The sequence below is a fragment of the Phenylobacterium sp. genome (assembly GCF_036502675.1).
GTDB lineage: Bacteria > Pseudomonadota > Alphaproteobacteria > Caulobacterales > Caulobacteraceae > Phenylobacterium.
The window spans coordinates 1-23514 of record NZ_DASXYF010000063.1 but is presented as its reverse complement, the minus strand read 5'-3'; the positions used below and the strand labels follow the sequence as shown (position 1 = coordinate 23514).

Here is a 23514-nt window from a genome sequence, read left to right as displayed (position 1 = left end):
CCGCGCCCGCCGCCTCGAGGATCGCGTCGGCCGCGCCGGGCGGCGGCACGTAGATGACCGTCGCGTTGGCGCCGGTCTTCTTCACCGCCTCCTGTACGGTGTCGAACACCGTGAACCCTTCGTGCACCAGGCCGCCCTTGCCCGGCGTGACGCCGCCAACGACGTTGGTGCCGTACTCGCGCATCTGCTTGGCGTGGAACGTCCCGGCGCCGCCGGTGATGCCCTGAACGATGAGCTTGGTCTGTTTTCCGACGAGGATCGACATGGCTACTTCGCCTCTCCGGCGCGAGCCAGCGCCACGATTTTCTGCGCGCCGTCGGCCATGTCGTTGGCGGTGGTGACCGCCAGCCCCGACTCGGCGAGCATCTTCTTGCCCAGGTCGACGTTGGTGCCCTCGAGCCGCACGACGAGTGGCACCTTGAGCCCGACCTGTTTCACCGCCGCGATCACGCCGGCCGCGATGGTGTCGCACTTCATGATGCCGCCGAAGATGTTGACGAAGATCCCCTTCACGTTGGGGTCGGCGGTGATGATCTTGAACGCCGCGGTCACCTTCTCCTTGGAGGCGCCGCCGCCCACGTCGAGGAAGTTGGCGGGCTCGGCGCCGTAGAGCTTGATGATGTCCATGGTGGCCATGGCCAGGCCCGCGCCGTTGACCATGCAGCCGATGTCGCCATCGAGGGCGATGTACGAGAGATCGTGCTTGGAGGCCTCGATCTCCTTGTCGTCCTCCTCCGAAAGGTCGCGCAGCTCGCGGATCTCCGGGTGGCGGAACAGCGCGTTGTCGTCGAAGGATATCTTGGCGTCGAGCACCCGCAGCTGGCCGTCCTCGGTGACGATCAGCGGGTTGATCTCCAGCATGCTCATGTCCTTGGCGACGAACGCCCGGTAGAGCTGGGAGAGCAGCTTGCCGGCCTGCTTGGCCTGGTCGCTGGAGAGCCCCAGCGCCGCCGACAGCATCAGGCCGTGGTGCGCCCAGTAGCCGGTGGCCGGGTCGATGGAGAAGCTGGCAATCTTCTCCGGGGTGTCGTGCGCCACGTCCTCGATGTTCATGCCGCCCTCGGTGGAGGCGACGACGGAGACGCGGCTGGTCTCGCGGTCGACCAGCAGGGAGAGGTAGAACTCCTTGGCGATGGCCGCGCCTTCCTCGATGTAGAGGCGGCCCACCAGCTTGCCTTTGGGCCCGGTCTGGTGGGTGACCAGCACCCGGCCCAGCATCTCGGCGGCGTTGGACTTCACCTCGTCCACTGACTTGACCACCCGGACCCCGCCCTTGGCGTCGGGGCCGAGGCCTTCGAACCGGCCCTTGCCGCGGCCGCCCGCGTGGATCTGCGACTTCACCACATAGACCGGGCCGGGCAGCTTCCTGGCCGCCTCCGCCGCTTCGTCGGGGGTGAAGGCGGCGAAGCCGCGGGGGACCGCCACGCCGAACTCAGCGAGAATGGCTTTGGCTTGATGCTCGTGGATGTTCATGGAGCCGGCGTGCTTTTGGGGAGACCGCCGCGCCGTTGCGGCAAGTGGCCGGGGTTATAGGCGCCCCAATGCAGCGTGGCAACCGCCCGGGCGCAGACGCCTGACGCTGGGTTACGCGTGGCTGGTCCCGCTTGCAAAACGGCGCAGTCCGGCCTGCGCCGTTCGGTCGCAGCCTCCGCGTGTCGCGACGGTGGACGAACCGGCGCCGTTCAGCCTCAATTCAGCTTTCGCCGGCCAAGCTCGTTGTCGCGAAAAGCCAAGCTTCACCAAGGACTTGGTTAACGGAAATCACCCCAAGGAGGCTCATGGACCAAGACCGCCCCGAAGCTTCGCCGCGCGCGCCGTCGTCGCTGGTCAGCGCGCCGGACCGTGGATTGCTCGGCGGCTGGGGGTTGCTGGGCGCCGGTGTGGTCGGGGCCTGCGCGCTGGGGGTGGCGGCCGGGGTCTGGGCGCGGCCGGGCCACGAGGAGGCCGTGCTGCGGCGCGCCGACGCCAAGGCCGCCCTGGGGGCCGAGGCCCCGCGCCGGATCCGCATCCTGGTCGACGAGGTCTCGCCGGCGTCCGTCCCCGAGCCGCTGGTGCAGATCGCCGCCGCGCCGGCGCCCGTGACGCTGGGTCGCCCGGCCCCGGCGCCGGCCGCAGCGCCCGAGCCGCCGCTGGAGGCGCCGCCCACGCCCACGGAGCCGCCTCCGATCGCCGCGCCGCCGATGCCGAAGGCGATCCCTGTGAAGGCGCAGCCGGCGCCTAAGCCTCCGGCTGCGAGGCCGGTGGCTATCAGGACGCCGCCCGCGCCCGCCAAGCCGCCGCTGAAGGCGACGCCGGTGAAGACCAGGCCCAAGCCCGCCGCGCCGCCGGCGAAGCTCATGCGGGCGAAGGCGGTCGCGCCGAAGGCCGCGAGGCCGAAGCCGACGCCGGTGAAGGCGCTGTCCGGGCCGGCTGCCGCCAAGACCCTCAAGGTCAAACTTCCCAAGGCCGAACCGCCGCCCGCCGGGCTGGTGAAGGCCGCGGCGAAGCAGACGGCTGAGCCCAGGGTGAAGCCCGCCGCGAAGGGCAAGCCCGCGGCTCCGCCGGTGGTCGGCAAGGCGATCCTCGTCAAGACGCCGGTCAAGGCCGCGCCGAAACCGCCGCCGGTGGCGGTCGCCAAGGCCGCGCCGCCCAGGCTGCAGCTCGCGGTGGCCAAGGCGGCGTCGGCGCGGGCGACGCCGCTGGCCCTGGCCCTGGCGCGGGGGCCGGCCGGCACGCTCGACCTGCAGCTCGCCGCCCTGCGCGCCGAGCCGCTGAAGCCGAAGGCCCCGGTCCCGGCCGCGCAGCCGAAGCCCGCCGCCGAGCCGGCCCGCGGCGCGGCGCGGGCGGGTTGTGCGGCGCAGAGCCGGGCCGAAGCGCTGCTTTGCGCCGACCCGCGCCTGGCGGCGGCCGACCGGCGGCTGGAGCGAGCCTACCGCCAGGCGGAGGCGGCCGGCGTCTCGCCCGGGCGGCTGCGGCGGCAGCAGGACCGCTGGCGGGCGGCCCGCGACGCGGCGGCGGAAGAAGCGCCCTGGGCGGTCGCCCGGGTCTATGACGCCCGCATCGCCGAGCTGGAGACCGAGGCCGACCGGGCGCAGGACGACGAGCCCTAGGCGGGAGCTTCGCGCTTGCAACGTCCGGGTGGGCGAGGGATTTGGCTGGGAGCGAAGGAGACGAACGCGTGACGCCGAGCGACCGCTTCGACCAGCCGATGCCGCGGCCGGACCGGCCCGCGCCCCCGCCGCCGCGTCCGCCGGACGCGCCGCCGCGCGGGCGCCGGTCGCTGCTGGTCCCGGGAATCCTCGTGGCGCTGGCCGTCGGCGCGGGCCTGGCCTATCTGGCGCTGCCGGCGCTCGGCATGGATCCCGATCCGCAGCCTTCAGGGACCGGCCAGATGAAGATCCTGGTCAATCCGGAGAAGCCGCCGCGGCCGGTGAAGTCCTCGGGCCCGCCGATGGAGGTGCTGGCGCCCGGCATGGCCGAGTCCGCCGCCCCGCCGCCGCCCGCCCTGCCGGTCCCGCCGCCGACCGAGACGCAGGGGGAAACCGCCGCGCCGCCGCCCACCGAGATGGCGACCGCGGCGGAGCCCCGGCCCAGCTTCGACTGCGCCAAGGCGTCCAGCCTCGCCCAGGACATGGTCTGCGGCGACGTGGGCCTGGCCGCCGCCGACCGGCGGATGGCCCGGGCCTACCAGCGGGCCCTGGCGTCCGGGGTTCCGCCGCAGGATCTCCGCGACGAGCAGGCCGACTGGCGGGAAATCCGCGAGGACGCCGCCCAGCGCTCCGCCACGGCGCTCGCCCAGGTCTACGCCCAGCGCATCCAGGAACTGGATGACATGGCGGCGGGCGAGTAGACCTGCCGCAGACTCAGCTCAGCATATCCTTCACGGTGTCGCGTTCGGCCACCAGCTCGTCGTTGGTGATGGCGATCTTCGACCTGGCGAACTCGTCCATCTGGTATGACGTGACTACCTCGTACCCTGTCGCGGTGGACCTGACCGGCATGCCCGCCCAGACGCCTTGCGCGAAGCCGTAGCGGCCGTTGCTGGGAATGGCCACGGAGTGGACCGTCCCGGGCGTCGTCAGGTCGCGAACATGGTCGATCAGGGCGTTGGCCGCCGAAGCCGCTGAACTCTGGCCGCGGGCGTCGATAATTGCGGCGCCGCGCTTGCCGACGGTGGGCAGGTACTCGTTCTTCAGCCAGGCGTCGTCGCCGATCACCTCCGCGGCTGGCTTGCCCCCAATCTTGGCGTGGGTGAAGTCGGCGAACATGGTCGGCGAGTGGTTGCCGTAGATGAAGAGCTCGGAGACGTCGGTGATCGACACCCCGGCCTTCTTCGCGAGCTGGGCGCGGCCGCGGTTCTCGTCCAGACGCACCATGGCGGTGAACCGCTCGGCCGGCAGCCGCCTGGCCTGGGAGGCGGCGATCATGCAGTTGGTGTTGCAGGGGTTGCCGACCACGGCGATGCGGGCGTCGTCGGCGGCCACGGCGTCGATCGCCTTGCCCTGGGCGATGAAGATCCTGCCATTGTCCTTCAGGAGGTCGGCGCGCTCCATGCCCGGGCCGCGCGGCTTGGAGCCGACCAGCAGGCACCAGCTTGCGTCTTTGAAGGCGACGTTGGCGTCGTCGGTGAGCACCATGTCCTGCAGCAACGGGAAGGCGCAGTCCTCCAGCTCCATGGCCACGCCTTTCAGCGCCTTCTGCGGACCTTCGGCCGGAATCTCCAGGAGCTGCAGGATGAGCGGCTGGTCCTTGCCGAACATCTCGCCCGAGGCGATGCGGAAAAGGAGGGCGTAGCCGATGTTGCCGGCGGCGCCGGTGACCGCCACGCGGATCGCCTTCTTGATGCTCATGGTGCTGCTCCGAACGTGATGCGGGCGGCCTGCGGGCCAAGTCGCCGGGTGCGTAGCCAACTTGGCGCCCTGCCGCAATGCCACATAGCTTCCTATACGCCTGCGGACGTGGTCATGGTGCAGGACATGTTCATTCTCGACGCGGCTTTCGAGGCCACATCCGTCTTTCTGACGGATCTTTCACTGTGCCAGGCGCGGCTGCAGGACGACGCGCGGTTTCCCTGGCTGGTGCTGATCCCCCGGACGGCGGGCGCGCGGGAGCTGGAGGATCTTCCGGCCGACGACCGGGCCCGGCTGATGGAGGAAGCGGTGCTGGCCGGCGCCGCCGTCCGGGCCGTGGGGCGGGCGCTGGGGCGGCCGGTGCAGAAGCTGAACGTCGGCGCCCTGGGCAATCTGACGCCGCAGTTGCACCTGCATGTGGTGGGCCGCCGCGCGGACGACCCGGCCTGGCCGGGGCCGGTGTGGGGCGCCGGCGCGGCGGAGGCGTACGGCGAGGCGGCGCTGGCCCCGGTCATGGCGGCGGCGCGGGACGCATTGGGGATTTGAACGCCCTCTCCATGGCGGGCAGGGGAAGGCGGGCGTTCATTTCCGTCTCAGCGTCACCGTCCGCCGTTCGCCGCCGTCGGTGAACTCGCCGGCCCACCGGCCGTCGAGGCCGGCGGCCAGGGTGGCGACGGCCGGTTCGCGGCCGTGGGGAAAGAAGCGCAGGGTGAGCTGGCCGCCGTAGCGCTGGATGTCGTCGACGAAGCCCGAGGCGTTCAGCGCGCCGGCGCGGCGCAGGTCGCGCCAGGCGCCTTCCAGCGCGCCGCTGGAACGGTCGACCAGTTCGAGGGAATAGAGGTCGCCGCCGCCGTCGGCCGAGAGCACCCAGCTGCCGTCCAGCGGTCCTTGCAACCCCTGCGCCGAGGAGAATGAGGCGCGCAGGCGCTGCTCGTAGCCCACCTCGACCGCGCTCGGCGGACCCTCCGGCGTCTTGCCGAGTTCGTCGATATGCACGGGCGTCCCGGCCGTGCCGGGCCTCGGCCTCGGCAGGGACGCGATCGCCTGGCCCGGCGGGCGGGCCGGAAAGGGCGGATAGGACGCCGCGCTGGCCATAGAGGGCGTCGGCGTCGGCGGCCGGGCGTATTCCAGCGGCGTCGTCGGGGCCGGCGGCGGAGCGGCGGCCAGCGCCGGCGCCGCGCCGCCGGGCTGGGCGGCGGATTGCGGGGCGGCTTCGGCGGCCTCCTCGTCCTCGTACTGGGGTTCGGCGGGCGGGGGCGGCTGAGCGGCGGGGGCCGGCGCGGCCTCCTGGTCGAGAAGGGCGCCGATGGAGTCGGTCTGGGCCTGGACGGCGCCGGCGGCGACGAGCACGAAGGCCGCGGTGGCGGCCTCTCGGAGCATGCGTCGCAGGCGGGCGGTCATGGGTCGTTGGTCTCGTGGCCGGCGATCGCCTCGGCCACGGCGATCAGCCGCCGCGCTTCGGCCAGGTGCAGACGCTCCACCATGCGCCCCTCCACCCTGACGACGCCCTTAGCGCCATTCTCCGGCAAGTTGAAGGCTTCCACGATGGTCCGCGCCCAGGCGATGTCGTCCGGCGCGGGCGAGAAGGCGGCGTTGGCGGCCTCGATCTGGCTGGGGTGGATCAGGCTCTTGCCGTCGAAGCCGAAGTCGGCCCCTTGCGCGCACTGCCGCGCCAGGCCCTCGGCGTCGCCGATGTCGTTGTAGACCCCGTCGATCACCGCCAGCCCATGGGCCCGTGCGGCGGCCACCGCGAGGCTCAGCGGACCCGCCAGCGGCGCGCGCAGGACGCCCGGGCGGCAGCGCATCTCCTTGGCCAGGTCGTTGGTCCCGATCACCCAGGCTTCCAGCCGCTGCGAGGCGGCCGCCCCGGCGATGGCGTCGAGCCGGAAGATCGAGGCGCAGGTCTCGATCATCGCCCACAGGCGAGGCCGTCCCCAAAGGCCGGCCTCGTAGGCCGCCACGTCCTCCGGCGTGCTCACCTTGGGGACCAGGACGGCGTCGGGCTGGGCGGCGACGGCGGCGGCCAGGTCCTGGGCGCCCCAGGGGGTGTCGCGGCCGTTCACGCGGATGACCACCTCGCGCCCGCCGAAGCCGCCGGCCTGCACGGCGGCCACCGCCAGGTCGCGGGCCTCGGTCTTGGCGTCGGGGGCGACCGCATCCTCCAGGTCGAGGATCACTACGTCGCAGGGCAGGCTGCGGGCCTTCTCCACGGCGCGCGTGGCGCCGGCCGGCATGTAGAGGACGCTGCGGCGGGGCCGGACGTTCAACGGATCGCCTAGGTTCATGTTGCTTCGCACGGACTCTTAGCGGTTAGAATAGGGGCATGACCACCCGATACGACGAAGGCGCCTGCAACGTCATGGGCGGGGAGCTGCAGATGTGCTCCGCCTCGCCGATGACCGGTTTTTTCCGCAACGGCTGCTGCGAGACCGGGCCGCACGATCTCGGCATGCATACCGTCTGCGTGGTGATGACCGCGGAGTTCCTGGCCTATTCCAAATCGGTGGGCAACGACCTGTCGACGCCGGTCCCGGAGTACGGCTTCCAGGGCCTGAAGCCCGGCGACCGCTGGTGCCTCTGCGCGCCGCGCTGGAAGGAGGCGCTGGACGCGGGGGCGGCGCCGCGGGTGGTTCTGGAGGCGACGCATGAGGAAACCCTCGCCATCGTGCCCCTGGGCGTGCTGAAGGACTACGCGGTCGAAGCGTGACGGTTGTGGCGGGGCGGCGGTCTCTATAGGTAGGCGCTTCCACCTGCCGCACCTTGAGGATCCGGCCGCATGAGCGAGTCCGAGAAACGCACCTTCACCGACGCCGAGGCGCTGTACTTCCACCAGCACCCCACGCCCGGCAAGATCGCCATCCAGCCCACCAAGCCGATGGCCACCCAGCGCGACCTGTCGCTGGCCTATTCGCCCGGCGTGGCCGTGCCGGTGCTGGCCATCGCCGAGGACCCGGACAAGGCCTACGACTACACCTCCAAGGGCAACCTGGTGGCGGTGATCTCCAACGGCACCGCGATCCTCGGCCTGGGCAACCTGGGCGCCCTGGCGTCGAAGCCGGTGATGGAAGGCAAGAGCGTGCTCTTCAAGCGCTTCGCCGACGTGGATTCCATCGACATCGAGGTCTTGGCCACCGATCCGGACGAGATCATCACGGTGGTCAAGAACATCGGCGTGACCTTCGGCGGCATCAACCTGGAGGACATCAAGAGCCCCGAGTGCTTCCGCATCGAGACCGAGCTGCAGGAGCTGCTGGACATCCCGGTGTTCCACGACGACCAGCACGGCACGGCGATCATCTCGGCGGCCGGGCTGATCAACGCCTGCGCCATCACCGGGCGCGACATCAAGGACGTGAAGGTGGTGTTGAACGGCGCCGGCGCGGCGGGCATCGCCACGCTGGATCTGATCAAGGCCATGGGCGTGCGCCACGAGAACGTCATCGCCGTGGACTCCAAGGGGGTGATCTACCGCGGCCGCCCGAACGACATGACCCAGTGGAAGAGCGCGCACGCGGTGGAGACGGACACCCGCACGCTCGCCGAGGCGCTGGTGGGCGCCGATGTGTTCGTCGGCCTGTCCGTGAAGGGCGCGGTCACCCAGGAAATGGTGAAGACCATGGCCCCGAAGCCGATCATCTTCGCCATGGCCAACCCGGACCCGGAAATCACCCCGGAGGACGTGCACGCCGTGCGCCCCGACGCCATCGTGGCCACCGGCCGGTCCGACTACGCCAACCAGGTGAACAACGTCCTGGGCTTCCCCTACATCTTCCGCGGCGCCCTCGACGTGCGCGCCCGGCGGGTGAACATGGAGATGAAGATCGCCTGCGCCAACGCCCTGGCCCAGCTGGCCCGCGAGGACGTGCCCGACGAGGTGGCGGCGGCCTACCACGGCACACAGCTGAAGTTCGGGCCGGAATATATCATCCCATCCCCGTTCGATCCGCGGCTGATCTCCTACATTCCGCCGTTCGTGGCCCAGGCGGCCATGGACACCGGCGTGGCCCGCCGGCCGATCGCCGACATGGACGTCTACCGCGCCTCGCTGGCCCAGCGGCTCGATCCCACGGCCGGCTTCCTGCAGAAGCTGCAGGGCTCGGTGCTGTCGGCGCCCCGCAAGCGGGTGGTGTTCGCCGAGGGCGAGGAGCCCAGCGTGATCCGTGCGGCCTACGCCTTCCAGAGCGCCGGCCTGGGCGATGCGGTGCTGATCGGCCGCGAGGAACTGGTGCATGAGAACATGCACCTGGTCGGGCTGGTCCCGGCCGACGCCAAGCTCGAGATCATCAATGCGCGGCTGTCGCACTGGAACCCGGAGTTCACCGACTTCCTCTACGCCCGCCTGCAGCGCCAGGGCTACCTGCTGCGCGACGTACACCGGCTGATCAACCAGGACCGCAACTCCTTCGGCGCCTGCATGGTGGCGCTGGGCCACGCCGACGCCATGGTCACCGGCGTGACCCGCGCCTACGACCAGGTGCTGGACGAGGTGCTGCGGGTGATCGACCCGGAGCCGCAGGGACGGGTCATGGGCATGTCGGTGGTGCTGGCCAAGGGACACACCCTGTTCATCGCCGACACCAACGTCACCGAGCTGCCCGAAGCCGACGAACTGGTGGAGATCGCCTTGCAGGCCGCCAAGGCGGTGCGCGAGCTGGGCTATACGCCCAGGGTGGCGTTCCTCTCCTATTCCACCTTCGGCAACCCCATGGGCGAGCGCTCGGAGAAGGTGCGCGACGCGGTGGCCATGCTGGACGAGATGGACGGCCTCGACTTCGAGTACGAGGGCGAGATGCCGCCGGAGCTGGCGCTGGACCCCGCGCGGCGGGTGAACTTCCCGTTCATGCGCCTGACCGGGCCAGCCAACGTGCTGATCATGCCGGCGGTGCACTCGGCGACCATCTCCACCCAGCTCGTGCAGGCGCTGGGCGGGGCGACGGTGATCGGGCCGCTGCTGCTCGGCCTGTCGAAGTCGGTGCAGATCTGCCCGCTGTCGGCCTCGGTCTCGCGTATCCTGCACATGGCGACGGTGGCCGCCCACGAAAGCCCGGCCGTGGAGGCGGAGGCGTGACGCCGCCGCGGGCGCCCGTTCCGATCTGAGGATTGCGCGCGTTCGGGGGCGTAGCGATCCCGCGTCAGTCCCCGGCAAGGAGCGCGCGCCATGACCGCCGATGTCAGCCTGGGCGTTGACTTCGGCACCACCAACACGGTGGTCGCCATGGCAGGTCCCCAGGGGGCGGCCGAGCTGGTGCGGTTCGCAGCCCCGGTGGCGGAGACCTTCGCCTTCCGCTCGGCCCTGGCCTTCCAGGCCCCGCCCGAGCGGCCCTCCGACCGCACGGTGGAGGCAGGCCCCTGGGCTGTCGAGGCCTATGCGGAGGACCCGGGGGAAACCCGCTTCATCCAGTCGTTCAAGACCTTCGCGGCCAGCGGGTCGTTCAGCGAGACCCAGATCCTGGGGCGCCGCTACCGATTCGAAGACATGCTCTCGGCCTTCCTGCTGAAGATGCGCGACCGTGCTGGGGCGACCATGGCCGAGCTGCCGCGGCGGGTGATCGTCGGCCGGCCGGTGACCTTCGCGGGCACCGCGCCCGACGCCGCGCTGGCCCTGCAGCGCTACGAGACCGCCTTCGCGCGGATGGGCTTCGAGGAGATCCTCTACGCCTATGAGCCGGTGGGTGCGGCCTTCTTCTTCGCCCGGGCGCTCACCGGGGACGCCACCGTGCTGGTCGGCGACTTCGGCGGGGGCACCAGCGACTTTTCGATCATCCGTTTCGAGCACCGCGGCGGCGAGATGGTCTCCGCACCCCTGGGCCGGTCGGGGGTGGGGGTGGCCGGCGACGCCTTCGACTACCGGATCATCGACAACCTGGTCTCGCCGCAGCTCGGCAAAGGGTCGAGCTACACCGCGTTCGGCAAGGCCCTGCCCATCCCCAATCGTTACTATTCGACCTTCGCACGCTGGGACCAGCTCGCTCTGATGCGCGCCTCGCGCGACATGCGCGAGATCCGCCGCCTGGTGCGCGACGCCGTGGAGCCGGAGAAGATCGCCCGCCTGGTGGAGGTGCTGGACGAGAACCTCGGCTACCCGCTGTACCAGGCCGTATCCCACCTGAAGGAGACGCTGTCGCGGGAGACCCAGGCGGAGTTCCGCTTCCAGGCCGCCGGCGTCGACATCCGCCGGGCGGTGGCGCGCGAGACGTTCGAAGGCTGGATCGCGCCGGAGCTGGCGGCCATCGAGGCGGCGGTCGATGCGGCGCTGGCCGACGCGGGGCTCGCGGCGCGCTCGATCGACCGGGTGTTCCTGACCGGCGGCTCCTCGCTGGTGCCCGCGGTGCGGCGGATCTTCACCCAGCGGTTCGATCCCGCGCGGATCGAGAGCGGCAACGAGCTGGAGTCCATCGCCTCGGGCCTGGCGCTGATCGGCCGGGAGCGCGACCTGGCGCGCTGGACGACGCGGGCCTAGGCCCCGGCTACTCCGCCTTGCGCAGGCTCGGCGCATCGAGGTCCAGGTCGTCGATGGGGATCACCTCCAGGGACGGGACGCGGGCCTTCAGCGGCGCTGCGAAGGCTTTGGCGTCGCCCACGACGATGACGCTGGCGGCGTCGGGGGTCAGCACGCGGGCGGCGTAGGCCTGGACGTCGGCGGCGCTGACCGCCTCCACCTTGCCGGTGTAGCGGCCCACCTCGTCCAGCGGCACGCCATAGAGCGCCAGGTCGCCCAGGATGCCGGCCAGGCCGCCGGTGGTGGCGAACTGGCGGCCGTAGCCGCCCACCAGCACCGACTTGCGCGCCTTCAGCTCCTCGGGACCGGCGGGCTCGCGGGCGAGCCTGGCCATCTCGGCGCGGATCAGGTCCAGCACCTCCGGCGCGGACTCGTTCTTGGTCTGAGCCCGGGCGGTGAAGGCGCCGGTGGTGCGCCGGGCCGTGAGGCTGGAGGCCGCGCCGTAGCTCAGGCCGCGCTTCACCCGGATCTCGGCGTTCAGCCGGGCGGAATAGCCGCCGCCCAGCACGGAGTTGGCCACCAGGCCGGGATAGTAGGCCGGATCGCTGCGCGGGGTGGCCGTGCGCACCACGGTCACCGCCGCCTGGCCGGAGCCCGGGATGTCGATGGCGACGGCGCGGGGCGGCGCCTTGGGGGCGATCTCCGGCGGTTGCGGCGGGGCGGACGCCGGGTTCTTCCAGTCGCCGAACGCCTGCTGCGCCAGGGCGAAGCCCTGGTCGGCGGTGATGTCGCCGGTCAGCACCAGGACGGCGTTGTCCGGCCGGAAGTAGCCGGCGTGGATCTGCGCCAGGTCGGAGCTGTCGATCCGGGCCAGCGACGTCGGCGTGCCGGTGGGCGTGTGGCCGAAGGGCGTGCCGGCGTAGAGCACCGGGGCGGAGACGAAGCCCGCCACCGAGCCCGGCTCGCGCATCGACACCTGCAGCCCGTCGAGGGCCAGCTGGCGCTGGCGGTCCAGCTCGTCCGAGGCGAAGGCGGGGTTGCGGGCCACGTCGGCCATGAGCGCCACCGCCGCCGGCAGCTTGTCGGGCATGACGTTCAGCGTGACCGACGAGGACTCCAGGTCGGCGCTGGCGTCCAGCGTGGCGCCGAGCGCCTCCACCTGCCGGGCGATCTGCTGCGCCGTGCGGGTCTTGGTGCCCTCGGTGAGCATCTCGGCAGTCATCCCCGTGGCGCCCGCAAGGCCTGGCGGGTCGGCCCAGGCGCCGGTCCTGACGGTGAGGTCGGCGGTGACCAGCGGCAGGTCGCTGGAGCGGGCGACGATCACCCGCAGGCCGTTGCCCAACACTTTCTCGGCGGGCTTGGGCGGCGCCGAGGCCACGGGATCGCCGATCGGCGGCGGGGCCTGGCGCGCGCCTTCGGGGGCCAGGACCGAGATCGGACCGGTATAGCGGGCGCTGACTTTCGGCGGCGGCGGGGCCTTGGCCTCGACGACGCCCGCCGGCCGCAGGCTGTCGGGGCGGTAGCGGATGACCATCCGCCGGTCGTCGGCCAGGTACTTCCGGGCGACCCGCTGCACGTCGGCGGCGGTGACCGCCTGCAGGTCGGCGAGCTCGGTGTTGGCCCGGGCGGCGTCGCCCTCGATGCGCAGGGCGTAGCCCAGCGCGAAGGCGCGGCCGTCGATGGTCTCGCGCTCGCGCAGCTTGCCGGCGACCAGCTCGTTCTTGGCTTCGTCCAGCTCGGCGGCCGAAGGCGGGGCGTCGCGCAGCCGCTTCACCTCGGCCAGCAGGGCCTTCTCGCCCTCGGCCAGGTCATGGCCGCTGGCCATCACCGCGCCCACCATGAAATTGCCTGGCTGCTGCGGCAGGTCGGCGTTGGAGAACACCTGGGTGGCGACCTGCTGGCTGTAGACCAGGCGGTCGTAGAGCCGGGACGACTTGCCGGCCGAAAGGATGGCGTCCAGCACCTTCAGGGCCGGGGCGTCCGGGTCGGAGGCCTTGGGCCCCAGCCAGGTGATCGCCAGCGCCGGCAGCGGCACGGTGGGGCCGTAGCCGTCATAGACCCCGGGCCCTTTCCGCGGCGGCTCCGCGGCGGTGACGCGGCGGATCGGCTCTGCGGGGTCCTTCAGGGGTCCGAAATACCGGTCGATCCAGGCGTCGACCTGCGCCTCGTCCAGGTTGCCGGCCACGACCAGGGCGGCGTTGTCGGGGCGGTAGTAGGCGGCGTGGAACGCGCGCACGTCGTCGAGGGTGGCGGCGTCCAGCTCCTCGATCGAGCCGATGCCCGGCCGGTGGTAGGGATGGGCGGCGTAGGTCGCCTGGGGGATCATCAGGGTGAACAGCCGACCGTAGGGGTCGGCCAGCACCCGCTGGCGCAGCTCCTCCTTCACCACGTCGCGCTCGGACTTGAAGTTGGCCTCGTCGACGACGAGGGCGCCCATCCGCTCGGCCTCCACCCAGATCAGCCGCTGCAGGTGGTTGGCCGGCGCCACCTCGTAGTAGTTGGTGAAGTCGTCGTAGGTGGAGGCGTTGTTGAAGCCGCCCACATCCTCGGTGAAGCGGTCGATGCTCTCGGCCGGGAAGTCCCGGGTGGCCTTGAACATCATGTGCTCGAACAGGTGCGCGAAGCCGGAGCGGCCCTGCGGGTCGTCCTTGGAGCCCACGCCGTACCAGACCTGGACGGTGACGTTGGGGGTGGTCCTGTCCGGCGAGATGTAGACCTCGAGCCCGTTGGGCAGGGTGCGGTGGCTGTAGACGATCGGCGGGACCACCGAGGCCGGTCCCGCGGCCAGGGCCCGGGCGGCGAGGCCCAGGCTGACGAAGGCGAGGGCGGCGCAGGCGGCGTGGCGGAGCATGGAGGCGTTCCGAATGAAGCGGCGCCTGTCCTTAGCACCGGGCGTCGGGGAGGGAAGTTACGGGATTGTCATGGGTTGGCCACATCAGGACTGCGGACGCCGCGAACCCACCGGCAAACCGTAGACAACCCTTAAGGCGATAAGCGGGGTTCGGGGTGGAAACAGCGGTTCGGTGGTCGGAAGAGATACTAGCTGAATCAATTATTTGTATGAGTTCCGGTGCATTGTGGGCGGCTAACAGGCGGATACTTTTCGGGCTCTATCACGGCGGTGGTGCGGGGCTGTGCATTGGCGCCCGCGATACAGGAGACGTCTGTCGGACGAACGGACAACCGTCTTGTGAAGCATAACCCAGGCGACGTTTTACAACAAGAACACAAAGGGAACAAAAGGTCGCTCTCCCATCTCCCCGGAGGGGGAAAGGGAGTCGTCTCGGCGCTCACTCCCCGCTCGGCAGCGCATCCCCCCAGTCCAGCCGCCGGGCCACGGCGTAGGCGGGCTTGTCGCGGCGGGGGGAGAAGGCGGCTTCGGCGCCGGCCGGGGTGCAGAGCTTCAGGGTGATCCCGGGCTTGGCGGCCCTGGGCGGGGCCAACACGCGGGGCGTGCGCGGCGCCGCGGCGACGCCCGGCCGGGCGGCCAGCAGGTAGGCGTACTTCTCGTCCTCGAAGGCCAGCGCCGCGCCCTTGGCCAGGCGGTGGTCGCGGCTGCGGGGCAGGCGCTGGACGAAGTGGCACCAGTCGGGCGCCTTCATCGGGCAGGCGGCGTCGTGCGGGCAGGGGGCGAGGACCGTCGCCCCTGCGGCGACGAGCTGCGTGCGCGCCGCCCGCAGGCGCTCGAACCCCGCGGGCGTGCCGGGCTCGACGAGCGCCAGCACGCCCTGGCAGGCGGCCCAGAGGCGCTCGACCACGCCGGCCTGGGCCGTGGCGGGGATCTCGGCCAGGACGTAGCTGGCGCTCACCAGGTCGGCGGCGGGCAGGGGATCGGCGCCGGACAGCTCGGCGCGGCGCAGCTCCGCCGCCGCGAGCGCGGCGGGCCCATCGGCGGCCAGCCTGCGGGCGAGGTCGAGGAACGGCCGGCTGGCGTCGAGCTGGGCGACCCGGACGATCCCGGGCCACGCCGCCACCGCCGCCCAGGCCGTGCCGCCGGGGCCGGCGCCGGCGTCGGTGAGGCGGGCGGGGGCGAAGCCCGGGGCCATCCGCCGCGCCTCGGCGAACACCGCGGCGCAGGCGGCGTAGGTGGCCGGCAGGCGAGCCAGGGCATAGGCGAGCGCATCGTCCGGCTGGGTTACGGCCCGCGCGGAGGTTCCGCCCGCCCGATAGGCCTCGGAGATCCTCGCCGCCCGTTCGGCCAGCCCACGGCGGGAGACGCCGGCCAGCTCGCGGTCGATCGCCGCGCGCAGGGCGGCCGGAGGCTCGACGCTCAGCCGCGCGCTCCGCGGTTCTTCACCAGGTCGTCGACCACCCACGGCTCGGCCAGGGTGGAGGTGTCGCCCAGGTTCGACAGGTCGTCCTCGGCGATCTTGCGCAGGATGCGGCGCATGATCTTGCCCGAGCGGGTCTTCGGCAGGCCCGGGGCGAACTGCACCACGTCGGGGGCGGCGAAGGGTCCGATCTCCCGGCGGACCCAGCCCTTCAGCTCCGCTATCAGGATGTCGGTCTCCTCGACGCCGGCCTTCAGCGTCACGAAGCAGTAGATGCCCTGGCCCTTGATCTCGTGGGGGAAGCCGACCACCGCGGCCTCGGCCACGTTCGCGTTGGCCACCAGGGCGCTCTCGATCTCGGCGGTGCCGAGGCGGTGGCCGGAGACGTTGATCACGTCGTCCACCCGGCCGGTGATCCAGTAGTAGCCGTCCTCGTCGCGCCGGCAGCCGTCGCCGGTGAAATACTTGCCGGCGTAGGTGGCGAAATAAGTGGAGACGAAGCGTTCGTGGTCGCCGTAGACCGTGCGCATCTGGCCGGGCCACGAGTCGGTGATGCAAAGGTTGCCGCTGACGGCGCCGGCGAGCGCCTTGCCGTCGGCGTCGACCAGCTGGAACTTCACGCCAGGCAGCGGCTTGGCGCAGGAGCCGGGCTTCAGCGGCGTGGCGCCCGGCAGCGGCGAGGCCAGGCACGCGCCGGTCTCGGTCTGCCAATAGGTGTCGACGATCGGGCAGCGGCCGTCGCCGACCACCCGGTGGTACCAGAGCCAGGCCTCGGGGTTGATCGGCTCGCCCACGGTGCCCAGCAGGCGCAGCGAGGCGCGCGAGGTGCGCTTCACCGGTTCGTCGCCGTCGCGCATCAGGGCCCGGATGGCGGTGGGGGCGGTGTAGAAGATCTCCACCTTGTGCTTGTCGACCACCTCCCAGCACCGGGAGTTGGTGGGGTAGTTGGGCACGCCTTCGAACATCACCGTGGTGGCCGCGTTGGCCAGCGGGCCGTAGACCACATAGGAGTGGCCGGTGACCCAGCCGATGTCGGCGGTGCACCAGAAGACCTCGCCCGGCCGGTAGTCGAACACCAGCTCATGGGTGTGCGAGGCCCAGGCCAGGTAGCCGCCGGTGGTGTGCAGCACGCCCTTGGGCTTTCCCGTGGAGCCCGAGGTGTAGAGGATGAACAGCGGGTCTTCGGCGTTCATCGGCTCGGGGTCGCAGCGGCCCGACACCGCGGCCTTGAGGTCGCTGTAGTAGGCGTCGCGGCCCGGGGTCATCGGCACCTCGGCCCTGGTGCGGCGCACGACGATCACGTCCGTCACGCCGGGACACGCCTTCAGCGCCTCGTCGACATTGGCCTTCAGGGGCACGATCTTGCCGCCGCGCACCCCCTGGTCGGCGGTGATCACCAGCCTGGAGTCGCAGTCCTGGATGCGGCCGGCCAGGCTGTCGGGGGAGAAGCCGCCGAACACCACCGAATGCACCGCCCCGATCCGCGCGCAGGCCAGCATGGCCGCCGCCGCCGCGGGGATCATCGGCAGGTAGATGGTGACCCGGTCGCCCTTCCCGACCCCCTTGGCCTTCAGCACATTGGCCATGCGGCAGGTCTCGGCCAGCAGCTGGGCGTAGGTGAGCGTGTCGTAGACCTGGGGGTCGTCGCTCTCCCAGATGATGGCGATCTGGTCGGCGCGGGCCGGCAGGTGGCGGTCCAGGCAGTTGACCGACACGTTCAGCACCCCGTCGGCGAACCAGCGGATGCGGAAGTCCTTGGCGTCGAACGATGCGTCCTTCACCTGGGTGAACGGCCGGATCCAGTCGAGCCGCTGGCCGATCCTGCGCCAGTAGCTCTCCGGATCGGCCTCCACCTCGCGGACCGCGGCCTCATAGCCGCCGGCGTCCATCCAGGCCTGCTTGGCCCACGCTTCCGGAACCGGAAAAACCTCGCCGTCGCTCACTGTGTCGCTCCCTGAACGGTCTCCAGGCTGGAGTATGCGGAGAGGGGAGGCTGGCGCAACCGTCGGCGATTCACATCGCCGCCGGATTCGCCTAGACCGGGGGCATGAGGTCCCCGGGCTGGTCAGGAGCGGCGGCGGCGCTGGCGATAGGCCTGAGCGCCTGCGGGGACGCGCGCCAGGCCGCGGCGCCGGACGTGCGCAAGTTCCTGGCCGCGGTGGCGGGCGACGACCGCATGGCCTTCGAGGCCCGCATCGACCGCCCGGCCGTCCGCGCCGACCTGAAGGGGCAGCTGCTGGCGGTGCCGGAGGTGCGCGCCCTGCAGGACCAGCTGGGCGACGACACCGGCGACGTGGCGGCCGACAAGATGATCTCGCCGGAGTCCTTCCGCCTGCTGCGCGTCGGCGCGGGCCAGCTGCCGGGGAAGTCGGCCAGCGCCCACGAGATCGCCGGACGCCTGCGCGTGCTGGCGCCCGAGCGGGTCTGCCTGCGCGACGAGACCGCCAGGGACCGCTGCCTGCTCACCTTCGCCAGGCAGGGCGGAGCCTGGAAGCTGGTCGCCTTGCACGCGCCGGACGTGACGACCCGGGCGCTGAAAGACATCCAGGTCTCCACGTCCCTCCCGCCGGCCGAGGGCGAGGCGGACTAGCCGGCAAGCCCCGGTCCCGCCTGCGGGGTCTTATGGGCGCGGCTGGGGCACGGTGCGCAGGTAGGGCTTGTGCGCCGTCCAGCCGCCGGGGAAGAGGTCCTTGGCCTGCTCGTCGCTGACCGAGGGGACGATGATCACGTCCTCGCCCTGACGCCAGTTGGCCGGCGTGGCGACCTTGTGCCTGTCGGTGAGCTGCAGGCTGTCGATGACCCGCAACAGCTCGTCGAAGTTGCGGCCCGTGGAGGCGGGATAGGTCAGGGTCAGGCGCACCTTGCGGTTCGGGTCGATCACGAACACCGAGCGGACGGTCATGGTGTCCGAGGCGTTGGGATGGATCATGCCGTAGAGGTCGGAGACCTTGCGGTCGTGGTCGGCGATCAGCGGGAAGTTCAGTTTCGCCCCCTGCGTCTCCTCGATGTCCTTCGACCAGCCCCGGTGGCTGTCGGCGGGGTCCACCGAAAGGCCGATCACCTTGACGTTGCGCCGGTCGAACTCGGGCTTCAGCTTGGCGACCGCGCCCAGCTCGGTGGTGCAGACGGGGGTGAAGTCCTTGGGATGGGAGAACAGCACCACCCAGGATTCGCCCGCCCAGTCGTAGAGGTGCAGGGGCCCTTCCGTGGAGTCCTGGGTGAAGTCCGGTGCGGTGTCGTTGAGCTGCAGCGCCATGGCGCGTCTCCTTGTCGTGAAGTTGAACTTACCGGCCCGCCCGGAAGGTAATATGCCGGCGTGACATTTCCCACTGCGCGGAGGCGCGGGCCGCATGCTGCTGCATCTTTCCACCTGGCAGGAGATCGAGGACCTCCTGCGACGCTCGCGCACCGTGGTGGTGCCGATCGGCTCCAACGAGCAGCACGGGCCCACCGGCCTCCTGGGCACCGACTGGCTCTGCCCGGAGATCATCGCCCACGAGGCGCACAGGCGGGGGGACCTGCTGGTCGCGCCCACCTTCAACGTCGGCATGGCCCAGCACCACCTGGGCTTCCCGGGGACCATCGCGCTCCGGCCGTCCACCTTCATGCTGGCGATCGGCGACTGGGTGAAGAGCCTCGCGGCCCACGGCTTCGAGAAGATCTACTTCCTGAACGGCCACGGCGGGAACGTCGCCACCATCGAGGCGGCCTTCTCGGAGATCTACGCCGAGGCCAGCTACGCGGGCCGGGCGCGCGGCTTTTCCCTGAAGCTGAAGAACTGGTGGGACCTGAAGGGCGTGATGAGCCTCGCCCAGCGGCAGTTCCCCGCCGGCCACGGCAGCCACGCTACGCCGTCGGAGATCGCCATCACCCAGTGGGCCTATCCCGACGCTATCAAGGCCGCCAACTACGCCCCGCAGATCGCCCCCAGCGGCCCGATCCGCGAGGCCGCCGACTTCCGCGCCCGCTACCCCGACGGCCGCATGGGTTCGGACCCGGCGCAGGCCACCCCGGAAAAGGGCGGCGAACTGGTGGCCCAGGCGGTCTCCAGCCTGCTGGACGACGTGAGGGCGTTCGCGGGCGAGGAGGCGCCCTGAAGTTCCCTCCCCTTCATGGGGAGGGATCTGGAATTCAGAACGTCGCCTGCGGCTTGGCCACGCGGGGCGGGGCCTTTTCCCGGGGACGGCCGGTCCAGTCGAGGTCTTGCGGCTTGGCGATGGCCCCGGCGTCCTGGCCTGCGCCCGCTGCGGTGAGCATCTCGGCGTCGCCCAGGGCGTCGGCGGCGCCGGGCGGGGCGGCCAGATCGGCGGCGGCGGGCGCGCGGCGCGGAGTGACGGCAGCCACCTCCACCGCCATGACCTCCGGCGCCGGCGCGGTGACCTCGGTCGTCGGCGCGGCGTCGAGCCCGGCCGGCGTCTGGGCCAGGTTGTCGAGGGTGGCGATCCGCAGGCCGTCCATCTCGCTGCCGCCGTAGCGGCCGCTGAACGCCGGCGGCAGGCCCCAGCTGCCGGTCCAGCGGTAGAAGATGTGCGCGCCGACGGCGCCGATCTTCACGAGGCTCGGGCTCCAGTACGGGGCCACATAGTCGGCGTGGTAGTGCGTGGCGTTGCCCACCCGCTTCATGACGTAGCCGTCCAGGGCGGCCACCGCCACCTGGCGGGCCCGCGCCCAGCCGGCTTGCGAGGGCTGGCGGCCCAGGGCGCCGTTGCAGGTGAAGGAGAACTGGCAGCCGGTCGTGCGGTTGGAGCCCTGGAAGACCACGCCGCAGACCGTCTTGGGAAAGGCCGGGTGGCGCACGCGGTTCAGCACCACCTGGGCCACGGCGCGCTGGCCGTCGGTGCTCTCCATCGCCGCTTCGTAATAGATCGCCGCCGTCATGCAGTCGGCGGCGCGGGCCTCGTCCAGCACCCCGCCGGCGTTGAGCTTGAAGGGCCTGGCCGCGGCGTTGGGCTCGGTGGAGACCGGGATGTTGGCGTTCAGGATGCGGGCCGCGTCGGGCGACAGCGCCTGCAGCTTGATCACCGGCGCCCCGTCGGCGTCCCCGGCCGTCGCGTGGCTGTCGCCGGCCTGCGCCAGCGGGAGGTCGGCCGGGGGTGCGTCCCAGGAGGCCAGCGGGCCCTTCGGCTCAAGGCGAGCAGCCAGCGCCAGCATGGCCGGGTCCATCGAGGCGGTGAGGCGCCTGAAGGCCTGCGGCGACACCTCGCCGCCGGTGATCTGCGCCAGGCGGACGTTCTGAGACGGCGGCACGGCCGCGAGGCTCAGGCTCGCCCCCAGAAGGACGCTCAACCCCAGCTCCACGCCCACCAGGTGGATGGCGGTGTCAGCGTTCACGACACGGCGAAGATGTATCAACACGCGACAGGATCCCCATTGCTCCGCGTCCCTGAGCAACAAGGCGTCCAAATACGGCGTCCGCCGGCCTCAGGCCAGCCAATTCCCTAAGGTGGCGTTAACCGTGTCGCGACGCTCAACCGGCGGGCACAGCAGGCCCGCTATGCAGGCAAGCACATGCGCGCGGGGTTCGCCCCGCGGGCGCGGGGCTAGCGCGGGATCTCCGCCGTTTTGGTCAGGACGACCTGGCGATACACGGCGGTGATGTCGAAATACTCGCGGAACACCCCGTGGAAACGGTCGACGGCCTGTTTCACCCCGGGACCGCCGATCTCGCTCTCGTGGTGCCAGTAGTCGTCGAGGATGATCATCCCGCCGACCCGCAGCATGGCCGCGCAATAGGCCAGGTCGATCCCCACCGCCCAGGCGGTGTGGGAGCCGTCCACATAGATCAGGTCGAACGCCTCGTCCGCCTGCAGCATCGTGGGCAGCTCATAGGTCGAGAAGCCCTTGCGGGTAGCCAGCGAGGCGAAGTTCAGCTTGGCGGCGTTGCGCCGGAAGCGGGGCTCGACGGCATGGTACTTCTCTTCCGGATTCAGCGCCTCGTCGAACCAGGGGTCGATCACCGTCACCGCCAGGCGGCCGGGCAGCAGCCAGTCCATGAAGGCCAGGTTCTTGCCTTCGTAGGCGCCGATCTCCAGGTAGCGGATCGGCCCCGCCGGCGCCTCGGCGAACCTGCGCAGCAGCGGCGTGACGAACGGCAGGTTGTTGTCCGCCCAGGTCTCGGTGAACTCGAAGCCCTGCGCCTTGCAGTGGGCGTCGAAGGCCGCGCTCTCGTCGGCGCGGGGGGCCAGCATGGTGCGGGCGAAGCGCGGCGCGAAGCGGGTGTTCATCGTCGCGAGCGCGCGAAGGGGATCGGCCATGCCAAGCGTCCTTGAAGTCGAACCGTCCCCTCCGGCTTAGCCGCCCCGGGTTAAGGAAGGGTCAGGCTGTGACGATCTCGCCGCCCAGCACCGCAACAGCCCAGGGGGTCAGGCGGTCGCCCGCGCAGGGCCCCGCGACGCAGACCCCGTCGTCCGGGCGGAACAGGGCGGCGTGCCCCGTGCACAGCAAGTGTGCGCCGTCGCGGGTAAAGTAGCGGTCGTCGAAGGCCGCCAAGGCCCAGCCGGCGTGCGGGCAGGAGTCCACATAGCCCCTGACCGCGCCGGCGTGCCGCACCACGAAGCCCGCGAACATCTTCTCCCCGTCGCGGAAGCGGAAGCCCCTGGCCCCCGGCTCGGCGATCTCCGCCAGGGCGCAGAGCCGCACCCCCGGCGGCGGGCGGGCGATCGCAGGCTCGCTCAAAGGGCGCCCACGGTGACGCGGAAGGGGCGGATCTCCACGCGCTCGAACAACCCGGCGAGCACATAGGGGTCGGCGGCGCTGAACGCCTGGGCGGAGGCCAGGTCGGCCGTCTCCACGATCAGCAGCGACCCGCACATCTCGCCCCCGGGGCCAAGGAACGGCCCGCCCAGCCGCACCGTCGGCGCCATGCGCGCGACGTAGGCCAGGTGCGCCTCGCGGGCGCTCATGCGCACTTGCAGCGAACCGGGCCTGTCGAGGCAGGTGAGGGTGAAGAGCGGCATGGGGGTCCTTCAGCGTTCGGCGCGCAGGGGCCGGGAGAGCAGGGCGCCGATGGCGGCGTCGAGGTCGATCTCGCCGGCCAGGACGGCGGCGACGGCTTCGCAGATCGGGGTGTCGACGCCCAGCTTCGCCGCCAGCGCGCGCACCGCCGGCGCCGAGGCGACGCCCTCGGCCACGGAGAGCTTGCCGTCCAGGGCCTGCGCCAGGGTCCGGCCGCCGCCCAGCGCCAGGCCGACGCTCATGTTGCGCGACTGCGGGCTGGAGCAGGTGAGCACCAGGTCGCCCAGGCCGCAGAGGCCCGCCACCGTCTCGGCCTCGCCGCCAAGCGCGACCGCAAGCCGCGTCAGCTCTGAAAACCCGCGGGTGATCAGGGCGGCGTGAGCGCTGCGGCCAAGGCCTCGGCCCTCGACGATGCCGCAGGCGATGGCCAGCACGTTCTTCACGGCGCCGCCGGCCTCCGCGCCGATCATGTCGGTGGCGAAATAGGGCCGGAAGGTGGGCGTGGCGATCAGCTCGGCGAGGTCGCGGGCGCAGTCTTCCTCGGGGCAGGCGAGCGTCACGGCGGTCGGCAGGCCGCGGGCCACTTCGCCGGCGAAGCTGGGCCCCGACAGCACCGCCGGCGCGGCCTGGGGAATGGTCTCGGCCAGCACCTCGGTCATCAGCTTCAGCGAGCCCTGCTCGATCCCCTTGGCGCAGAGCAGGATCGGCAGGCCGTCGCGGGCATGCGGGGCGAAGGCGGCCAGCGCACTTCGCAGGTGCTGGGCCGGCGCCACGGCCAGGACCAGGTCGCTGGCCGCCAGATCGGCAAAGTCGCCGGTGGCCCGGATCGAGGGATCGAGAGCGACGCCCGGCAGGAAGCTGGTGTTCTCGTGGCTGGCGTTGACCGAGGCCACCACGTCGGCCTCCCGGGCCCAGAGCGTGGTCTCAAGCCCGGCCCGCGCGCAGACCTGGGCCAGCGCCGTCCCCCAGGCGCCGCCGCCGATCACGCCGGCTGTCTTCCTCATGCTTTCGCGCCCTTGCG

General features: G+C 71.6%; 21 protein-coding genes and 1 pseudogene. 8 read left to right on the top strand and 14 right to left on the bottom strand.

What is annotated here, in order from left to right:
* Both VGL30_RS07400 and sucC read right to left on the bottom strand, forming a co-directional pair.
* Window positions 1–265 (bottom strand): annotated as a pseudogene (locus tag VGL30_RS07400) (succinate--CoA ligase subunit alpha); the annotation flags it as partial.
* A 2-nt stretch (window positions 266–267) separates the two neighbouring features.
* Window positions 268–1473: an ADP-forming succinate--CoA ligase subunit beta gene (sucC, locus tag VGL30_RS07395; RefSeq protein WP_331538379.1), complete on the bottom strand. Its 1206-nt coding sequence runs from the start codon at window positions 1471–1473 to the stop codon at window positions 268–270.
* A 305-nt stretch (window positions 1474–1778) separates the two neighbouring features.
* Between sucC and VGL30_RS07390 the strand changes: the two genes are divergently transcribed.
* A complete protein-coding gene (locus tag VGL30_RS07390; RefSeq protein WP_331538377.1) occupies window positions 1779–3089 on the top strand; it encodes a lysozyme inhibitor LprI family protein in 1311 nt (436 codons plus the stop codon).
* A 68-nt stretch (window positions 3090–3157) separates the two neighbouring features.
* Window positions 3158–3829 carry a lysozyme inhibitor LprI family protein gene (locus tag VGL30_RS07385; RefSeq protein ID WP_331538375.1) on the top strand — a complete coding sequence of 224 codons (672 nt, stop codon included), beginning with the start codon at window positions 3158–3160 and terminating at the stop codon, window positions 3827–3829.
* A 13-nt stretch (window positions 3830–3842) separates the two neighbouring features.
* Here the strand turns inward: VGL30_RS07385 and VGL30_RS07380 are convergent, their stop codons facing one another.
* Entirely contained in the window at window positions 3843–4823 is a 981-nt protein-coding gene (locus VGL30_RS07380; protein ID WP_331538385.1) for a malate dehydrogenase, read from the bottom strand.
* 132 nt (window positions 4824–4955) lie between these two features.
* On the opposite strand from VGL30_RS07380, the gene VGL30_RS07375 reads away from it, so the two are divergent.
* Window positions 4956–5375, top strand: coding sequence for an HIT domain-containing protein (locus VGL30_RS07375; protein ID WP_331538383.1), 420 nt, complete (start codon window positions 4956–4958; stop codon window positions 5373–5375).
* A 36-nt stretch (window positions 5376–5411) separates the two neighbouring features.
* Here the strand turns inward: VGL30_RS07375 and VGL30_RS07370 are convergent, their stop codons facing one another.
* On the bottom strand, window positions 5412–6230 hold the full coding sequence (locus VGL30_RS07370; protein ID WP_331538373.1) for a hypothetical protein: 819 nt from the start codon (window positions 6228–6230) through the stop codon (window positions 5412–5414).
* On the bottom strand, window positions 6227–7096 hold the full coding sequence (locus tag VGL30_RS07365; RefSeq protein WP_331538371.1) for a CoA ester lyase: 870 nt from the start codon (window positions 7094–7096) through the stop codon (window positions 6227–6229). Before VGL30_RS07365 ends, VGL30_RS07370 begins: the two co-directional genes overlap by 4 nt.
* A 56-nt stretch (window positions 7097–7152) precedes the next feature.
* Between VGL30_RS07365 and VGL30_RS07360 the strand changes: the two genes are divergently transcribed.
* The 3 genes from VGL30_RS07360 (at window position 7153) to VGL30_RS07350 (ending at window position 11289) form a co-directional block, all read left to right on the top strand.
* On the top strand, window positions 7153–7536 hold the full coding sequence (locus tag VGL30_RS07360) for a DUF2237 domain-containing protein (RefSeq protein WP_331538368.1): 384 nt from the start codon (window positions 7153–7155) through the stop codon (window positions 7534–7536).
* A 69-nt stretch (window positions 7537–7605) separates the two neighbouring features.
* Window positions 7606–9897, top strand: coding sequence for an NADP-dependent malic enzyme (locus tag VGL30_RS07355; RefSeq protein WP_331538366.1), 2292 nt, complete (start codon window positions 7606–7608; stop codon window positions 9895–9897).
* A 90-nt stretch (window positions 9898–9987) separates the two neighbouring features.
* A complete protein-coding gene (locus VGL30_RS07350) occupies window positions 9988–11289 on the top strand; it encodes an Hsp70 family protein (protein WP_331538364.1) in 1302 nt (433 codons plus the stop codon).
* A gap of 7 nt (window positions 11290–11296) precedes the next feature.
* Here the strand turns inward: VGL30_RS07350 and VGL30_RS07345 are convergent, their stop codons facing one another.
* The 3 genes from VGL30_RS07345 to acs all read right to left on the bottom strand — a co-directional run bounded on the left by VGL30_RS07345 (window position 11297) and on the right by acs (window position 17428).
* On the bottom strand, window positions 11297–14119 hold the full coding sequence (locus VGL30_RS07345) for a pitrilysin family protein (RefSeq protein ID WP_331538362.1): 2823 nt from the start codon (window positions 14117–14119) through the stop codon (window positions 11297–11299).
* A 439-nt stretch (window positions 14120–14558) separates the two neighbouring features.
* Entirely contained in the window at window positions 14559–15584 is a 1026-nt protein-coding gene (locus tag VGL30_RS07340) for a small ribosomal subunit Rsm22 family protein (RefSeq protein ID WP_331538360.1), read from the bottom strand.
* The gene (gene acs, locus VGL30_RS07335; RefSeq protein ID WP_331538381.1) at window positions 15539–17428 is read right to left on the bottom strand and encodes an acetate--CoA ligase; all 1890 of its coding nucleotides are present in this window, start codon (window positions 17426–17428) and stop codon (window positions 15539–15541) included. The genes VGL30_RS07340 and acs overlap by 46 nt, the downstream gene beginning before the upstream one ends.
* A 158-nt stretch (window positions 17429–17586) precedes the next feature.
* Between acs and VGL30_RS07330 the strand changes: the two genes are divergently transcribed.
* Window positions 17587–18129, top strand: coding sequence for a DUF2939 domain-containing protein (locus VGL30_RS07330; protein WP_331538358.1), 543 nt, complete (start codon window positions 17587–17589; stop codon window positions 18127–18129).
* A 30-nt stretch (window positions 18130–18159) separates the two neighbouring features.
* Here VGL30_RS07330 and VGL30_RS07325 read toward each other — a convergent pair whose 3' ends face one another.
* Window positions 18160–18795 (bottom strand): peroxiredoxin, encoded by a 636-nt coding sequence (locus tag VGL30_RS07325; protein ID WP_331538356.1) that lies wholly within the window; start codon window positions 18793–18795, stop codon window positions 18160–18162.
* 94 nt (window positions 18796–18889) lie between these two features.
* Here VGL30_RS07325 and VGL30_RS07320 point away from each other — a divergent pair, with 94 nt between their 5' ends.
* A complete protein-coding gene (locus VGL30_RS07320) occupies window positions 18890–19636 on the top strand; it encodes a creatininase family protein (RefSeq protein ID WP_331538355.1) in 747 nt (248 codons plus the stop codon).
* A gap of 34 nt (window positions 19637–19670) precedes the next feature.
* Here the strand turns inward: VGL30_RS07320 and VGL30_RS07315 are convergent, their stop codons facing one another.
* The 5 genes from VGL30_RS07315 to VGL30_RS07295 all read right to left on the bottom strand — a co-directional run bounded on the left by VGL30_RS07315 (window position 19671) and on the right by VGL30_RS07295 (window position 23497).
* The gene (locus tag VGL30_RS07315) at window positions 19671–20870 is read right to left on the bottom strand and encodes a cell wall hydrolase (protein WP_331538353.1); all 1200 of its coding nucleotides are present in this window, start codon (window positions 20868–20870) and stop codon (window positions 19671–19673) included.
* Window positions 20871–21079: 209 nt separating this feature from the next.
* On the bottom strand, window positions 21080–21793 hold the full coding sequence (locus tag VGL30_RS07310) for a class I SAM-dependent methyltransferase (protein ID WP_331538351.1): 714 nt from the start codon (window positions 21791–21793) through the stop codon (window positions 21080–21082).
* Between the two features lie 61 nt (window positions 21794–21854).
* Window positions 21855–22214, bottom strand: coding sequence for a Rieske (2Fe-2S) protein (locus VGL30_RS07305; protein ID WP_331538349.1), 360 nt, complete (start codon window positions 22212–22214; stop codon window positions 21855–21857).
* Entirely contained in the window at window positions 22211–22495 is a 285-nt protein-coding gene (locus VGL30_RS07300; RefSeq protein WP_331538347.1) for a YciI family protein, read from the bottom strand. The genes VGL30_RS07305 and VGL30_RS07300 overlap by 4 nt, the downstream gene beginning before the upstream one ends.
* 9 nt (window positions 22496–22504) lie before the next feature.
* Entirely contained in the window at window positions 22505–23497 is a 993-nt protein-coding gene (locus tag VGL30_RS07295) for an NAD(P)H-dependent glycerol-3-phosphate dehydrogenase (protein ID WP_331538345.1), read from the bottom strand.
* Window positions 23498–23514 lie beyond the last annotated feature (17 nt).

What these genes read in the sequence shown, in the direction of transcription:
- VGL30_RS07390 (WP_331538377.1), top strand. Translation starts at nt 1,779, where the DNA reads ATGGACCAAGACCGCCCCGAAGCTTCGCCGCGCGCGCCGTCGTCGCTG.
- acs (WP_331538381.1), bottom strand. Translation starts at nt 17,428, where the DNA reads ATGGACGCCGGCGGCTATGAGGCCGCGGTCCGCGAGGTGGAGGCCGAT.
- VGL30_RS07330 (WP_331538358.1), top strand. Translation starts at nt 17,587, where the DNA reads ATGAGGTCCCCGGGCTGGTCAGGAGCGGCGGCGGCGCTGGCGATAGGC.
- VGL30_RS07320 (WP_331538355.1), top strand. Translation starts at nt 18,890, where the DNA reads ATGCTGCTGCATCTTTCCACCTGGCAGGAGATCGAGGACCTCCTGCGA.
- VGL30_RS07345 (WP_331538362.1), bottom strand. Translation starts at nt 14,119, where the DNA reads ATGCTCCGCCACGCCGCCTGCGCCGCCCTCGCCTTCGTCAGCCTGGGC.
- VGL30_RS07360 (WP_331538368.1), top strand. Translation starts at nt 7,153, where the DNA reads ATGACCACCCGATACGACGAAGGCGCCTGCAACGTCATGGGCGGGGAG.
- sucC (WP_331538379.1), bottom strand. Translation starts at nt 1,473, where the DNA reads ATGAACATCCACGAGCATCAAGCCAAAGCCATTCTCGCTGAGTTCGGC.
- VGL30_RS07300 (WP_331538347.1), bottom strand. Translation starts at nt 22,495, where the DNA reads ATGCCGCTCTTCACCCTCACCTGCCTCGACAGGCCCGGTTCGCTGCAA.
- VGL30_RS07370 (WP_331538373.1), bottom strand. Translation starts at nt 6,230, where the DNA reads ATGACCGCCCGCCTGCGACGCATGCTCCGAGAGGCCGCCACCGCGGCC.
- VGL30_RS07375 (WP_331538383.1), top strand. Translation starts at nt 4,956, where the DNA reads ATGTTCATTCTCGACGCGGCTTTCGAGGCCACATCCGTCTTTCTGACG.
- VGL30_RS07350 (WP_331538364.1), top strand. Translation starts at nt 9,988, where the DNA reads ATGACCGCCGATGTCAGCCTGGGCGTTGACTTCGGCACCACCAACACG.
- VGL30_RS07325 (WP_331538356.1), bottom strand. Translation starts at nt 18,795, where the DNA reads ATGGCGCTGCAGCTCAACGACACCGCACCGGACTTCACCCAGGACTCC.
- VGL30_RS07355 (WP_331538366.1), top strand. Translation starts at nt 7,606, where the DNA reads ATGAGCGAGTCCGAGAAACGCACCTTCACCGACGCCGAGGCGCTGTAC.
- VGL30_RS07295 (WP_331538345.1), bottom strand. Translation starts at nt 23,497, where the DNA reads ATGAGGAAGACAGCCGGCGTGATCGGCGGCGGCGCCTGGGGGACGGCG.
- VGL30_RS07310 (WP_331538351.1), bottom strand. Translation starts at nt 21,793, where the DNA reads ATGGCCGATCCCCTTCGCGCGCTCGCGACGATGAACACCCGCTTCGCG.